Origin of the sequence: Ruminococcus flavefaciens (assembly GCF_900119075.1) — a bacterium.
GTDB lineage: Bacteria > Bacillota > Clostridia > Oscillospirales > Ruminococcaceae > Ruminococcus > Ruminococcus flavefaciens_Q.
In genome coordinates, this window is the sequence record NZ_FPIP01000003.1 from 33,670 (window position 1) to 49,109 (window position 15,440).

Annotated in this window: 13 protein-coding genes and 1 other RNA gene; 9 read left to right on the forward strand and 5 right to left on the reverse strand. The window is 48.8% G+C overall.

Features of this window, described 5'->3' with window-relative positions; genetic code table 11:
* Nucleotides 1-19 precede the first annotated feature (19 nt).
* The 5 genes from BT105_RS05165 to BT105_RS05185 form a co-directional block, all read right to left on the reverse strand.
* Complete coding sequence (locus BT105_RS05165) at nt 20-544, reverse strand: hypothetical protein (RefSeq protein ID WP_072299756.1); 525 nt, start codon at nt 542-544, stop codon at nt 20-22.
* 202 nt (nt 545-746) lie between these two features.
* On the reverse strand, nt 747-2,687 hold the full coding sequence (thrS, locus tag BT105_RS05170) for a threonine--tRNA ligase (RefSeq protein WP_072299757.1): 1,941 nt from the start codon (nt 2,685-2,687) through the stop codon (nt 747-749).
* 76 nt (nt 2,688-2,763) lie between these two features.
* A complete protein-coding gene (locus BT105_RS05175) occupies nt 2,764-3,297 on the reverse strand; it encodes a transposase (protein ID WP_072299758.1) in 534 nt (177 codons plus the stop codon).
* Between the two features lies 1 nt (nt 3,298).
* Nucleotides 3,299-3,679: a hypothetical protein gene (locus tag BT105_RS05180; RefSeq protein WP_072299759.1), complete on the reverse strand. Its 381-nt coding sequence runs from the start codon at nt 3,677-3,679 to the stop codon at nt 3,299-3,301.
* A gap of 342 nt (nt 3,680-4,021) precedes the next feature.
* Entirely contained in the window at nt 4,022-4,996 is a 975-nt protein-coding gene (locus BT105_RS05185; protein WP_072299760.1) for a glycosyltransferase family 2 protein, read from the reverse strand.
* 593 nt (nt 4,997-5,589) lie between these two features.
* On the opposite strand from BT105_RS05185, the gene ffs reads away from it, so the two are divergent.
* The 9 genes from ffs (at nt 5,590) to BT105_RS05235 (ending at nt 15,386) form a co-directional block, all read left to right on the forward strand.
* Nucleotides 5,590-5,688: signal recognition particle sRNA small type (ffs, locus tag BT105_RS05190), an RNA gene on the forward strand.
* 37 nt (nt 5,689-5,725) lie between these two features.
* Entirely contained in the window at nt 5,726-6,619 is an 894-nt protein-coding gene (locus BT105_RS05195) for a tetratricopeptide repeat protein (protein ID WP_072299761.1), read from the forward strand.
* A 13-nt stretch (nt 6,620-6,632) separates the two neighbouring features.
* Nucleotides 6,633-8,243: a DNA polymerase III subunit gamma/tau gene (gene dnaX / locus BT105_RS05200; RefSeq protein ID WP_072299762.1), complete on the forward strand. Its 1,611-nt coding sequence runs from the start codon at nt 6,633-6,635 to the stop codon at nt 8,241-8,243.
* 306 nt (nt 8,244-8,549) lie between these two features.
* The gene (locus BT105_RS05205) at nt 8,550-8,900 is read left to right on the forward strand and encodes a YbaB/EbfC family nucleoid-associated protein (protein ID WP_028513994.1); all 351 of its coding nucleotides are present in this window, start codon (nt 8,550-8,552) and stop codon (nt 8,898-8,900) included.
* Nucleotides 8,901-8,906: 6 nt separating this feature from the next.
* Nucleotides 8,907-9,509, forward strand: coding sequence for a recombination mediator RecR (gene recR, locus BT105_RS05210; RefSeq protein ID WP_024861208.1), 603 nt, complete (start codon nt 8,907-8,909; stop codon nt 9,507-9,509).
* Nucleotides 9,510-9,656: 147 nt separating this feature from the next.
* A complete protein-coding gene (locus BT105_RS05215; protein ID WP_072299763.1) occupies nt 9,657-10,463 on the forward strand; it encodes a peptidylprolyl isomerase in 807 nt (268 codons plus the stop codon).
* Between the two features lie 190 nt (nt 10,464-10,653).
* Entirely contained in the window at nt 10,654-12,168 is a 1,515-nt protein-coding gene (locus BT105_RS15350; RefSeq protein WP_207646760.1) for a peptidylprolyl isomerase, read from the forward strand.
* Nucleotides 12,169-12,279: 111 nt separating this feature from the next.
* Complete coding sequence (locus BT105_RS05230) at nt 12,280-13,584, forward strand: UDP-N-acetylglucosamine 1-carboxyvinyltransferase (protein WP_072299764.1); 1,305 nt, start codon at nt 12,280-12,282, stop codon at nt 13,582-13,584.
* Between the two features lie 461 nt (nt 13,585-14,045).
* Nucleotides 14,046-15,386, forward strand: a complete 1,341-nt coding sequence (locus BT105_RS05235) for an MATE family efflux transporter (protein ID WP_072299765.1) — start codon at nt 14,046-14,048, stop codon at nt 15,384-15,386.
* Nucleotides 15,387-15,440: the final 54 nt, after the last annotated feature.

Here is a 15,440-nt window from a genome sequence, read left to right on the forward strand (position 1 = left end):
GCCTAAAGGTGTCCTTTTATCATTTAGTTACCTGTCCCTTGCGGTATCTGCCGAAGAATATGCCGTCATCGACGTATTTATCAGCCTGTGATACCCACATTGGGAATTTTCCTGTAGCCAGAGCCGTCTGACCGTTGAGCATTCCCGTGTGGAATGAGATATGCCTGAATTGTCTGAGCACCAGTTCCATGCGTGTATGTTCGCAGTTTTCGGGCTTCTCATAGAGCATATTATCTGTGAGCGTGTCGATGTAGTCCAGAGTTTTCTTCTCTACCGCGTCGAGGTACTCTAAAAGCTGCTCATCGGAGAGGACTACCGATGTAGGATTATCGGGGTTGTCCATGCCCTCCTCATGGAAAGGCGGTTCATCGTAAACGCAGGGGTTTATGAACCACTTGTCCGCCGAATGGATAGCGTGATAAGCCCAGCGCCAGCAGGGAGCTCCGCAGCAGAGCGCGTCACGGTCGTAAGTTCGCAGTGAAGTCCTTATGTTCATAAAGTTAGGTATTACCATGTCCTTGATTATCATGCAAAGCTCGTTCATAAATATCCCTCCGTTTGTTTTTTATTTACAGGCGGAAAAAATCCGCCCTGTACATGATAATTCTGTATAAAGCAGGGGCTGCCAAGGGGAGCCCCCTTTGGCGGAATCGCAGGTTACCAAATATGAGCCGTTACTTTACGGCTCGGTAGCCCGCTTTTTCCGTTAAGGGGAGCAGCCTAACGGCAGCCCCTTAATTTGCTTATCAAAGAGTGTCTATGATATCGAGAGAGTGCTCCTCGTTCATAGTTCTGCACATCTCGATGAACTTGTCCAGCGGAATGTTCTTGAGCTGCTTATTTCCGCGGATATTGATAGAAATAAGGTCGTTTTCAGCCTCGTTGTCGCCGATGATGACAACATACGGATCCTTGTAGTCCTTGAAGCGTCTTATCTTGTTCTTCATGTTGTCGTCGGTGTAGTCTACCTCTGCTCTGATGTGGTTTTTCTTGAGGAGGTCTGCTACCTTCTTAGCGTAGTCGTTGTGGTCTGTTCTGATAGGAACGATACCTACCTGCATTGGTGAGAGCCAGAACGGGAATGCGCCTGCGAAGTTCTCGGTGATGATACCGATGAATCTCTCGAATGAACCGAATATAGCTCTGTGTATCATTACAGGCTGCTTCTCTGAGCCGTCAGAAGCGATGTACTTCATCTTGAAGTTGAGCGGGAGCTGGAAGTCGAGCTGGATAGTACCCATCTGCCACTCACGTCCGATAGCGTCCTTCATCTTGAGGTCTATCTTAGGACCGTAGAATGCGCCGTCGCCCTCGTTGAGCTCGTATCCGTCGGGACCGTACTTCTCTTCAAGGATAGCCTTGAGGTCAGCTTCAGCCTTGTTCCATACGTTGATATCGCCCATGTAGTCGTCGGGACGTGTGGACAGCTCAGCCTTGTACTCCAGACCGAATGTCTTGTAAATCTCTGTAGCGATATCCATGATATCGTTTATCTCGGAAGCGATCTGCTCCTCTGTTACGAGGATATGAGCGTCGTCCTGTCTGAACTGCTGAACGCGGAAGAGACCGTTGAGCTCGCCTGACTTCTCCTTACGGTGGATAACGTCTACCTGATTGAATTTAAGGGGCAGCTCCTTGTATGAACGCTGCTTGTTCATGTATACCTTGATAGCGTTAGGGCAGTTCATAGGCTTAGCGCAGTAAACCTCGTTGTCCTCCTCGGCAGGGATAACGAACATACCGTCCTGATAGTGGTCCCAGTGACCTGATGTTACCCAGAGCTCCTTCTTTGAGAGAACAGGACCTGAAATTTCGGTATAGCCGTGATCCTCGTGAACGCCTCTCCAGTATTCAAGGAGAGCATTGAAGAGCTTCCAGCCTCTTGGGAGCCAGTAAGGCATACCCGGAGCAGTGTGGTCGAACATGAAGAGGCTGAGCTCCTTGCCCAGCTTCTTGTGGTCGCGGAGCTTTGCTTCCTCTATCATCTTGATATATTCGTCAAGCTGTGAAGCCTTGGGGAATGCGATAGCGTATACACGGCTGAGCATCTTGTTCTTCTCATTGCCGCGCCAGTAAGCGCCTGTACATGAAAGGAGCTTGAATGCCTTTACGGGAGCTGTGTCCATAAGGTGAGGACCTGCGCAGAGGTCGATGAACTCGCCCTGCTTGTAGAATGAGATAGGCTCGCCCTTGTCAGCGTGCTCCTCGCAGAGCTCTACCTTGTATGGCTCGTCCATTTCCTTGAGCTTAGCGATAGCGTCAGCAGGTGAAAGCTCGAACTTTTCAAGCTCGATGCCTTCCTTGACTATCTTCTTCATTTCAGCCTCTATCTTTTCAAGCTCCTCGGGAGTGAAAGGCTTTTCAAGGTCAAAGTCGTAGTAGAAGCCGTTCTCGATAGCAGGACCGATAGCCAGCTTTGCAGCAGGGTAAAGTCTCTTTACAGCCTGTGCAAGGATATGAGAAGCTGTGTGCCAGAAGGTCTTCTTGCCGTCGAGGCTGTCGAAGGTGCATACCTCGAACTGACAGTCACTGTCGATAACAGTGCGGAGGTCGCAGACCTCGCCGTTTATCTTTACACAGCAGGCTGCCTTGTAAAGTCCCATGCCTATGCCCTTGATGACCTCTGCGGCTGACTGTGCAGCCTCGATCTCGCGTGTGCTGCCGTCAGGTAATGTTAATTTGATCATGATGATCTCTCCTTTTATTTAATTCATAATTCATAATGCGTAATGCATAATTATCTTATCCATTTTGCGATGACTGTTATTCCTTGCAGAATAATTCATCATTTTCCCAATTTATCGGGTTGTTTTCGATGTAATTCCAAATATCGGATAATTCCCTGTCACTGCGAATTATATGATCATAATAATTACGTTGCCAAGGTGAAAAACCTAATTCTTTGGTTACGAGGATTTTAAATGAACGAATCAGCTTGGGTAACGATTGTGTAGGGGGCGATGCCCACATCGCCCCGCTATTGGGTACGTAATCATTTTCAATTTTCAGAATAATATGAACATGATTCGGCATTATAACGTATTTTATTATTCCGTCTATGCTTACGACATATTTCTGAACGATCTTCCCGATTTCTGATAATTCAAATGGCAATAACGTGGAAATGTCATTAATATTATCAACGAACGGGGCGATGTGGGCATCGCCCCCTACAGGTTTACTGTAATCCCAGAAATAATGCTGCTTATCCTTGGTACATATCGTTATAAAATACGCTCCGTTTCGGCTGTAATCATAACCCGTCAATCTGTGTTCTTTTCGTACCGGTCTGTCCATATCAATCCGCCCAGCCTGTTATCTCGAACATCTCGGCGAACAATTCGACGTACACGAAATTCTGCATATATCCGTCATTTGTGCCCGTATCGAAGCACACGATAACGTCTCCGTCGTCAAGGTCTATATGGACGTTGCGGAGCTCCAGAAGCTTCGCAAGAGCGTCGGGATCTGCACCCTCGTAGTAGCCCTCGTCTATTATTATCTCCGCTATCTGACGGCGGCTGCCGTCCAGCTTTGCAAGCTTTTTTGCGATAGAGGAAAGGTTATCCATTATCTGCTTTTCGTCGTCCACGTAGAAGCGGACAGTCATGGTCTCGCCCCAGAGCTTATAAGGCAGCTCAAAGGCTTCTTCCTGTTTGTTGTAGCTGATATTGCTCAATATCTCACCTCCCCTGCAAAAGATAACAAAAAACGCCCCTCACGCCTGTATTAGGCACAAGGGACGATGATACACCGTGGTTCCACCCTGATTCACACGGAGAAAGCTCCGTATCTCAAGTGCTCTGTAACGGGAGCTCCCGACGCTTATTGGGCGTACTCAGAGGCGGTGTGCTGTGATATCCTGACCGTACAGCCTCGCACCAAGCGGCTGCTCTCTGAAACGGTATCGGAAAAGCCTTCCTCATCAACGTTTTTTATAATATGTACATTATCTTAGCACAGTTTTTGCTGTTTGTCAAGGGGGTAGGGAGAAAAAGCCCTGTATGAGCGCTGTCCGCTGTTATTTTTTCTCCTTTTCATTCACATCGCTGAGGAACTCCGCGACGATATAACGCGGTCTCTGCTTGACCTCGGCGTAAATTTTGCCTATGTACTCGCCTATGATACCGAGGCAGAACAGCTGCAAGCCGCCAATGAGCCATATGGAGCACATGGTGCTTGACCAGCCGTGCTCGGTAAAGCCCACTATCTTCGTGATGAACGCCCATATAAAGGCGATTATGCTGACTGCGGACATGATAAGTCCCAGACCTGTTATGAGCTTCAGCGGCTTGGTGCTGAATGAAGTTATGCCGTTTATAGCGAAGGAGAGCATTTTTTTCAGAGGGTACTTGCTTTCGCCTGCGGCTCTCTCATGGCGCTCGTAGTAAACCTTGCAGTTCTGGAAGCCGATGAGCGGCACCATTCCGCGGAGGAAGAGGTTCACTTCCTTGAAGTTTGCCAGCTCCTGCAAAACCCTGCTGCTCATAAGGCGGAAATCCGCATGGTTGTAGATGACGTCCGCACCCATGACCTTCATGAACTTATAGAAGCCCTCGGCGGTGGTCTTTTTGAAGAAAGTATCGGTATCACGGGCGCTTCTTACGCCGTATACCACCTGATTGCCCTCGTAGTACTTCCTGACCATTTCGTCGATAGTATTGATATCGTCCTGTAAATCGGCGTCCATGGTAATGCACATATCGCAGATATCCTTGACGGTCATGAGACCTGCGAGAACGGCGTTCTGATGACCGCTGTTGTGGGCAAGGTCGATACCAGAGAAGAACTGGGGCTCGGTGCTGTGGAGCTCCTGAATAATGCTCCATGTCTTATCTGAGGAGCCGTCGTTGACGAACACGATACGGCTTTCACGGGAGATAAGTCCCTGTTCCATAAGGGCGGTATACTTAGCCCTGAGCTGTTTTGAGGTCTCGGGGAGCACCTCCTGCTCGTTGTAGCAGGGAACTACCATATATAGTTTTTCGGGAGCCATTTAGGTCTTTTCCTTTCGATATTTTTATATTATTGGAATAAGTATACCACAGCCGCTGAAATATGTCAATAAATCCCATAATATTTGAAAGTTTGCGCTTTTTAAGTGGTTAGTGAGTAGTGCATAGTAGGGGCGGATATTATCCGCCCGTGCCTATAGCCTGTAGGGGCGGCGTTTCGCCGCCCGTGTCTGACGAAACGACTTCTAATGACCGTAAAAACTTGTAGGGGCTGCCTTTGGCAGTCCGCAAATCTCGGAAAGACTTAATGAAACCATTGTAGGGGCGAACAGCGTTCGCCCGACGGTTTGCATTGTTTTTTTGAGCTGTTTCGTCAGGCACGGGCTACAATCGGTCATTTAAAACCAATTGTAGGGGACGGCGTCCTCGACGTCCCATAATTGCAACGGAACTGACGGGCTGTCGGGGACGCCAGCCCCTACATTCTTAGTTCTTAGCTCTTAGTTCTTAGTTCTGGTTATGGGCTCGATTTAAATATTATAATTTTTGCTTGACAAAGTCCCACATTTATGATATCATATTAAAAGAGCATCGTCTGCTCGTATAAACGGGTGTGAAATTCCGAAATATAGATGTGTGGGCCCTGTGCAACAAGACCCCGTGAACCATGTCAGGCGGGAGACCGAGCAGCATTAAGCGGTGCGTGTTGTGTGCCGCAGCAAGCCTGCACATCTATGTTCCGGAATTTTTCTTTGATAGGGGGGATAAGAATGTTCCGTTCCATTCTTGCAGCACGGACAAGGCGCGTCCTGCTGTGTTTCTGGCGCAGTATCCCGAAGGCTCTTGCAGCCTCCTTTGTATTATCATTGGCGATATTCACCGCAATGATATTTTTCGGCGAGAAAGAAACTGCTTTCTCCTTTGTGGTCATGTATATGGCGGTCATTTTTCTCCTGCACTGGATAGGCATTTCATTTATTGAGATAATCAGGTTCAAGAAGAGCATTTTCCACCAGTTCGACGACGACCTTATTGGCAACGCCTTTACGGGCATAAACCGCAAGTCAAGGCGCTTCGAGAAAGGTCTGAACCTCTTCCACAAGAACAACTTCCGCATGGCTCTTGAAGCTTTTACCGACCTGGGCAGAGAGGAAAACAGCCTCTCCAAGCAGGAAACTGCCGTAAACGAGTTCTACCGCGGACGCTGCTACGATATCCTTGACGCCTATCCCAACGCTATAATATGCTATAAAAACGCGCAGGAGAACGGCTTCTATATTCCCGAGCTCCCTATTTTCATAGCGCGGTGCTACTCCATAAACGGCGATCCCAAGCGTGCTGTGGCTATCTATGAGGGGCTCATGGACGAAAAAGACTACAAATACAGCAATAAGCTCCGCTGTGAGATGGGCAACGTATATTTAAAGGAATACGACGGCGAGTCCGCTCTCAAGTGGTTCAACGATTCTATCGAGCGCCATGAGGACTACGCAAACGCTCTCGGCGGCGCGGCTATCGCAAATGTGCTCCTTGGACACTATGAAGAAGCCGAGAAGCTCTACAAGCTGGCGATAGTCCACAATATCGACAATCCCGTGGACTTCATAAAATACTACAAGGGCACGGTTGCCCTGCAAAAGGACGAATTCATCAAAAAACTGTAAAGGAGGAAAGGCTGTGTACAAGGCGCTTTACCGCAAATGGCGACCAATGACATTCGACGACGTCATATCCCAGCAATACACCACAGAAGCTCTGAAAAACCAGATAATCAGCGGAAAGACCGCCCATGCATACCTTTTCACAGGTTCACGCGGTACAGGTAAGACCACCTGCGCCCGTATCCTTGCAAAAGCCGTCAACTGCCGCAATATGAAAAACGGCAATCCCTGTCTCGAATGCGACATCTGCCGCGACGCAGACAGCGGAGCTCTTACCGATATCGTTGAGATAGACGCGGCTTCAAACAACGGCGTAGACAATATCCGCGACCTGCGCGACGCGGCAGTTTATACTCCCGAGCGCGGCGCATACAAGATATACATTATCGACGAGGTGCATATGCTCTCCGCAGGCGCATTCAACGCCCTGCTGAAAATTATGGAGGAGCCGCCCCCGTATGTGAAATTCATTCTCGCAACTACCGAGATACACAAAGTTCCTGCAACTATCGTCTCACGCTGTCAGCGCTACGATTTCCGCAGGATAAAGGCGGAGGACATTGCCGCCAGAATAAGCTATATCGCCCAGCAGGAGGAGCTGAACCTCACCGAGGACGGCGCGGCTATGATAGCAAAGCTTGCCGACGGCGGTATGCGTGACGCGGTATCCCTTCTTGACCAGTGCTCGGTGTGCGCGGAGGTCATAAACGCCGAGGCTGTTTCCAATGCCGCAGGTATCGCAGGCAGAGACTACCTCTATGATATGCTTGACGCCGTATCGGACTCCGATACTCCAAAGGCGTTATCCATAACCGCAGACCTCTACGATATGTCAAAGGACCTCACAAGGCTCTGCGAGGAGCTCATAACACAGCTCCGAAACGTTATGCTCATAAAGGCCTCTCCCGATACGGCAGACAAGCTCATAGTTTGTATGCCCGACGAGCTGGAACGCTTAAAGGCTATCGCGGAAAAGTCCGACCTGCCTACGGTCATGGACAGGCTCTCAGCTTTGCAGGAGTGCCGTGAGCGTATGCAAAGGGCTATGAATAAGCGCGTAGAGTTCGAGATGTCTCTCATAAAGCTCTGCGGAAATGTAAAGAATACAACAGAAAGTATTGACAATTCTGAAATATATGATAAAATAAAACAGTTGGAGGATAAGATAAACACCGTCCCGAGAGCTGTTCCCGCGGCTGGCAAGCCTGCCGAGGAAAAGCCCGAGGTGCTTGAAGCAAGCGCCGTTCCTGCGGACGAGAAAATTGTTCCCACCATTGATATCAAGAAGCTCAAGCCCGAGGACATTATCCCCTGCGAACGCTGGAACGAAGTTCTCGACGAGTTCAGGAATATCAATCCTGCCGTTGCAGGAAGCCTTGACGGCTCTTTTGCAGGTACAGCAGGAAACTACATCTTTATCACAGCTCAGAACCGCTTCTTTATGGAGCTTTTCAAGGTCAAGGAGAACGCGAATTCCCTCGGTGCGGCTATCGCAAACGTACTGGGACAGCGCTTCATAATCAAGGCAAGGTGCGCCACAACTGTTGCGGAGCAGAAAAACCTCGCCGAGAGCCTTATAAAAAAGGCTATGGACAGCCAGATAGAGACTGCGGTGGAGAATCAGTAAGTTTAAAAGCAAATATGATTTGGTTCAGCTTGAAAAACGGTTTTACCTAAGAAAGGGATTCCAAAGGGACTGTGTTCCTTTGGCAGAGTCCAGAGGCAGCGCCTCTGGCGGGTTTGGGCAGAGCCCAAATATCGAAGGCGCTTCGCAAAGGGTGAATCAAAAAACAGTCCGGCGGACTGTTTTTTGAGAGGGAACGCCTTGCAAGTTAAGGCGTTCCCTTAAAATACGTTTATGGACAGACTGAAACAAGAATAATTTGCTTTATATAAAACATAGAAACTAATATTTTCAAAGGAGAATTTTAAAATGAAAGCAAGAATACCTAAGAATATCAACGGCGGCGGCGCTCAGAACATGAACCAGATGATAAAGCAGGCTCAGAAGATGCAGGATCAGATCACTGAGCTTCAGGAGGATATCGAGGGAAGAGAGTTCTCTGCTACAGCTGGCGGCGGCGCAGTTGAAGTAACTATCACAGGCAAGAAGACTATCAAGTCTCTCACACTCAAGCCCGAGGTAGTTGATCCCGAGGATATCGATATGCTTCAGGACCTCATCATCAGCGCTGTAAACGAAGCTATCAACAACGTTGAGACTACAACAGAGGCTGAAATGAGCAAGATCACAGGCGGAGTATCTCTCCCCGGTCTTTTCTGATAAATAATGGCGGATCATAACGCGCTGCCGCTGGTCATACTGGCGGAGAAGTTCGCGTCGCTGCCCGGTATCGGCATGAAATCTGCCCAGAGACTTGCGTATCACGTAATGTCTATGGATACCGAAGCGGTGGAGGACTTCGCAAAGGCGCTCATCGACGCAAAGAAAAACGTTCACTGCTGTAAGTGCTGCCAGAATCTCACAGAGAGGGACATCTGCCCTATCTGCGACGATCCCGAGCGCGACAGGAGCGTTATTTGTGTAGTCGAGAACCCCAAGGACGTTACAGCCTTTGAGCGTACCAGAGAGTACGGCGGCGTGTACCATGTGCTCCACGGACTGCTGTCCCCTATGGACGGCATAACTCCCGATAAGCTCCGCGTAAAGGAGCTTCTTGCGAGGATAGCCGAGGGCGGTGTGGAAGAGGTCATCATGGCTACCAATCCCACTGTAGAGGGCGACGCAACGGCGATGTATATAGCAGGACTTTTAAAGCCTATGGGCATAAAGGTCACAAGGCTTGCATTCGGACTTCCCGTGGGCGGTATACTTGAATATGCCGACGAGGTAACGCTGTTCAAGGCGCTGGAAAATCGAAATGATATGTAAAAAAGTGGGCAAATGCCCACTTTTTTTAGCCTGTAGGGGCGGATATTATCCGCCCGTGCCTGATTAAAAGCTAACGCTGAAAGTGGTTGACAAAAACAGGAGTTTTGGTTATAATAAAGGGGTATATGCTTAGGAAAGGACTATTTTATGCTGAAAAAGAATAATGTTGTCAGACTCGTTCTGATATTTACTCTTATAATGGGCGTTTCATCACTGGTGGTAATGCTCAGCAATACCCTTATGGCACGTAACAACAGCTATATCACCGTTGACGCCGAGACTATGAAGCTGGTACAGCTTGATCCCCCGAAGGACGGCGATCCTATCGCTATCGTGGACACTGATCTCGGAGAATACCGCTTCGTGCTCTATCCGCAGTATTCCCCCAACGCCGTGGCGAATTTCACGGAGCTTGCAAAGCAGGGCTACTACAATGACACCTATGTTTTCCATTCGGAGAGCGGCGTGTACTCGGCGGCTGGAGCTCCCAACAAAAACGGCAGTGCCAATGATAATTCCCATGAGCTGGTGGAGAGAGAGCTTCATCAGGACTTATGGCCTTTCAAGGGCGCTGTTCTTGCCATGAATACCACTGTCAAGAAGAGCTTCAAACAGAAATTCCTCGGCGGCGGCACATATTACAACGGAAGCCGCTTTATGACGCTGAATACCGTGAAATTCAACGACGAATTCAAGAAGGAGCTCAAGGACTACTCCGAGAGCGAAAAGCTTGCCGACGCCTTTATCGAGCACGGCGGAGTGCCCAATTTCTCACAGCAGATAACCGTAATTGGTCAGACCTATAAGGGTATGGACGTTGTCGAGAAGCTTGCAGATCTTGAAGCGCAGGAAATGGGCGTCTATAAAGTCCCCGTAAAGGACGTGAAGATAAAAACCGTCACTATCAGCACATATTCCGCAGCTGAAGAAGCAAAGACAGAATCTGAAAAATAACAGTATACCGTTGCTTTTAGGAAGAAATCACCATGTTTTAACTGCCGTGATTGTCTGAAAAATACAAAAAATTATGAAAACACTTTACAAAACGGTTTTTGTGGTGTATAATATATAAGTTGAAGTATAGTTTTTTGTTCTGTTTTGAACATACTATTCATATAGTTTCACGTTTTCAAGGAGTGAAATCATGTTTAGAAGAATCATTGCAGGCGTTTTCTGCATGGCTCTTGTATTCTCGTCTCTTACATCATGCGGCAAGAATATCAAGGAAAACGGCGGTTCTGCTTCTGACACCTCAGGTACATCGAGCTCTGCCGAGATCGGTACTACAGAGGCGGCAACAGAGCCCGTTACAGCAGAAAATGTTGATATAGCCAATTTTACAGCTCCGCAGAAGGGCGATACCATAATCACTATGAATATCAAGGATTATGGTGAGGTAAAGTTCAGGCTCTTCCCCGAATATGCGGACAAGGGCGTTGAGAACTTCGTTGAGCTGGCTAAAAAGGGCTACTACAACGGACTCAAGTTCCACAGAGTTATCAAGGACTTCATGATACAGGGCGGCGATCCCGAAGGCACAGGAATGGGCGGCGAAAGCGTCTGGGGCGGCAAGTTTGACGGCGGCTCGGATCCACACCTTATCCACTGTGCAGGCGCTCTTGCTTACGCAAACAGCGGCGGAACAGCTACTGACGGAAGCCAGTTCTATGTGGTAACAGGTACTGTTCCGACAGATCAGAACTTCGAGGACTTTGCGGCGGCAGGATATGCTTTCTCCGACAACGCAAAGGCTATATATAAAAAGGTCGGCGGTGCGCCGTGGCTGGACGGAAATTATACCGTTTTCGGTCAGGTCATCGACGGACTCGATGTTATATTCAAGGTACAGAACGTAGCGGTAGACGCTCAGAGCAGTATGCCTTACAGAGATGTTATCGTTGAATCCGTTACTGTAGGCGAGTATAACGGCGAGGATATACACTGGTATCTCGACGAGTACGAAAAGTTCGACGGCGAGGCTATCAGACAGGCTACAGGCAAGGAAAATCTCTCAATAGCCAACTTTACAGCTCCAAAAGAGGGCGAAAAGGTAGTTTCCATGAAGCTCAAGGGCTATGACGGAGAGATAAAGATAAAGCTCTTCCCCGAGTATGCGGAAAAGGGAGTTCCAAGCTTCCTTGAGCACGCTGAAAAGGGATATTATGACGGTCTTACATTCCACAGAGTTATCAAGGACTTCATGATACAGGGCGGCGATCCGAAGGGTGACGGTACAGGCGGCGAGTCCATATACGAAAAGGGCTTTGACGACGGTGCAGATTCTCACCTTATCCATGCCGCAGGAGCTGTTGCATATGCAAACAGCGGCTCTACTGCTTCAAGCGGAAGCCAGTTCTACATCGTTACAGGTCAGAAGTATGACGCAGACCAGATTAAACAGCTGGAGGACGGCGGTTATTTCTTCACCGAAAACGAAAAGGAGATATACTCAAAGAACGGCGGCGCTCCGTGGCTGGACGGCAATTATACTATCTTCGGTCAGGTATTCGACGGACTTGATATCGTATTCGATGTCCAGAACGTTGAGGTAGACGGCAGTGATAAGCCAACCAAGGACGTTACCATAGAGTACGTTAAGGTTTCGGAATATAAGGGCGAACCTGTTCGCTTTGATATTTCCGATTACGATAAAAACTAATTATTCAGCAAAATCCCAAATTGTGTAAATTGCCGGCGTCTTATGCCGGGGAACAAAAGAAAGAAATTCGGGAAAAGATAAAGATACCCGAAAAATAAGGAGAGAAAATATTTGGATAAGTTTGTTGTAAAAGGCGGAAGACGCCTTGAGGGTGAAGTCACAATAAGCGGTGCCAAGAATGCGGCTGTAGCTATTCTTCCCGCAGTTATTCTTTCAGATGAACCATGTATCGTAGAAAATGTACCCTACATCAGCGATGTCAGAATCTGTATCCAGATCCTTAAGGAAATGGGTGCACAGGTCGAGAATATAGGCAAGGACGCCTACAGGATCGATCCTACTACAATAGACAAGTTCTGCGTACCTTATGAGTATGCAAGAAAGATGCGTGCTTCGTATTATTTCCTTGGAGCGCTCCTCGGAAAGTTCAATAAGGCAAGAGTTTCCATGCCAGGCGGATGTCCATTGGGCGACCGTCCTATCGACCAGCATTTAAAGGCTTTCACAGCTCTCGGTGCGAATTACAGCCTCAGTCAGGGCATGATAGATCTTACTGCAAACAAGCTCAGCGGAAATCAGATATTCTTCGACGTTGTCACTGTCGGAGCTACTATGAACGCTATGCTTGCGGCTGTAAAGGCAGAGGGACTCACAGTCATCGAGAATGCGGCTAAGGAGCCACATATCGTTGACCTTGCAAACTTCCTCAACTCTATGGGAGCTAACATCATGGGTGCAGGTACAGACGTTATCAAGATAAGAGGCGTCGAGCACCTCCACGGTACTACCTACGCTGTTATCCCCGACCAGATAGAGGCAGGCACTTTCATGGTTGCAGTTGCCGCTACAAAGGGCGACGTGCTCATAAAGAACGTAATCCCGAAACATCTTGAGTCGATCACAAAGAAGCTTGAAAAGATCGGCGTGAACATAGAACAGTTCGACGACAGTATTAGAGTATGGGTTGACGGTCCTCTTGTGAAGACCAACATCAAGACAGCTCCGCACCCCGGATTCCCTACTGATATGCAGTCTCAGATAGCTACGCTTCTCTGTCTTGCAGAGGGTACAAGCATTATCACCGAAAATATCTGGGAACAGCGTTTCCGCTATGTTGACGAGCTCAGAAGAATGGGCGCAGATATCACAGTAAACGGCAAGGTTGCTCTTATCGAGGGCACAGGCAAGCTTATGGGAGCTCCCGTAAAGGCTTGCGACCTGAGAGCAGGCGCTGCGCTGATAATCGCAGGACTTGCTGCAAGCGGCGTTACCGAGATAGAGGATATCTACCATATCGAGAGAGGTTATGACTGCATGGAGGGCAAGCTTCGTGCGCTGGGCGCCGATATCGAAAAGGTGAGCGTACCTGATAAGGCTGAGGAAACAAAGCCCGAAAACGATAAGGCTGCTGTTTAATAAGCAATATGGCTGCTGCACAGATGTGCGGCAGCTTTTTCGTCATTTTGTAGGGGCGCCCTTTGGGCGCCCGTGCCTTACGAAATAACCTCAAATGACCTAATGTAGGGGCGGATATTATCCGCCCGTTAAGGGACGCCCTCTCTTGCAGGGCGTCCCCTCTTCAAAAACAGTCCACCGGACTGTTTTTGAATTCACCCCTTGCGGAGCGCTTTGTAACTGTGGGGCTTTGCCCCAGGCTAACCGCCCCAGCCCCTCTGTCGCTTTGCGACATCTCCCCACACTGTGGGGAGTCACCCCACCAGAGGCGCTGCCTCTGACCTTACCGGTACGTCCCCTCTGTCCTTCGGACATCTCCCCATCTTATGGGGAGTCACTCTGCCAAAGGAACACAGTCCCTTTGGAATCCCATTCATGGGCTCGGCAAGTAATATAATCGCCACATAAGAAAAAGGAGATTTATGAAAGATAAAAGTATATATAAAAAATTATTCACCATTGTAGCCCCCATAGCCGTCCAGTATTTCATGATGTCGCTGGTATCGGCTTCGGACGCCTTTATGCTGGGCTTTATGGATCAGGACTCACTGTCGGCTTCGTCGCTGGCAGGTCAGGTCGCCTTTGTGTACAGCCTGTTTTTTATGGCGTTCATATCGGGCTGCAACGTCCTTGCGGCTCAGTATTGGGGCAAAAATGACCATACCACCGTCGAGAAGGTACTCGCTCTTACAATGCGGTATTCTCTCCTTGTGGGAGCTGTTTTTACTCTGGGAGCGCTGTTCTTCCCCGAGCACATCATGCGCTTCTTCACCAACGAGCCCGAGCTCATACGTCTCGGCGGAGTTTACCTCCGCACCGTTGCGCTGTCATATGTACTGGCAGGCTTTTCACAGGCGTATTTCGGCATTATGAAGGTCTGCGACTGCGCAAGGCTCAGCTCCCTTATCGGAAGCCTTTCCGTTGTATTCAACATTGTGGTAAACTGGCTGCTTATTTTCGGTATCGGACCTTTTCCGAAAATGGGCATTTCAGGAGCTGCTTTGGCGACAGTCCTTGCGAGAGCCTTTGAGTGCGTGTTTATTCTTGTAGTAATGCTTCGCGGCAAATGTCCGCCTTTGCGCGTGGGTATGCTGTTTCATCTTAATGAAGCCGTTCTGCACAAAGACTACATAAAATATACCCTGCCGCTTCTGCTGAATCAGCTTGGCTGGGGCGGCGGCGTCACCATGTACTCGGTCATTATGGGCAGACTCGGCAGCGACGCTGTAGCGGCAAATTCCATTGCAAGCATTGTCAGGAGCATGATAGCAAGCCTCTGCTGGGGAATCGCGGCAGGAGTAGGTATCATAATCGGCGGTATGCTGGGCAGAAACGAGATAGAAGAAGCCAAAAAGGCTGGCGGAAAGTTCGTGCGCCTGTCTATACTTATCGGAGCAGGCTCGGGAGTGGTCATACTTGCGCTGACACCGTTTATTCTCAAAGTAATAACTCTCAACGAGCAGGCGCAGTATTACCTTAAGTATATGATGTTCATGGCGGCTTACTATATCATCGGAAACGCTCTTAATTCAACTGTTATCGGCGGTATCTTCCCTGCCGGCGGAGACACGAAATTCGGCATGATATGCGACATTGTGACGCTCTGGTGCGTGGTAGTCCCCATGGGTATGATAGGAGCTTTCTGGCTGAAGCTCCCCGTTCTTGCGGTGGCTTTCATACTCACTCTGGACGAGTTTGTAAAAATACCTGCTGTATACAAACATTACATGAAGTATAAATGGGCGAAGAACATAACCAGATAATATGTAGGGGCGACGTTCCGTCGCCCGCATAAACATCGGATACTTGCAAAACGG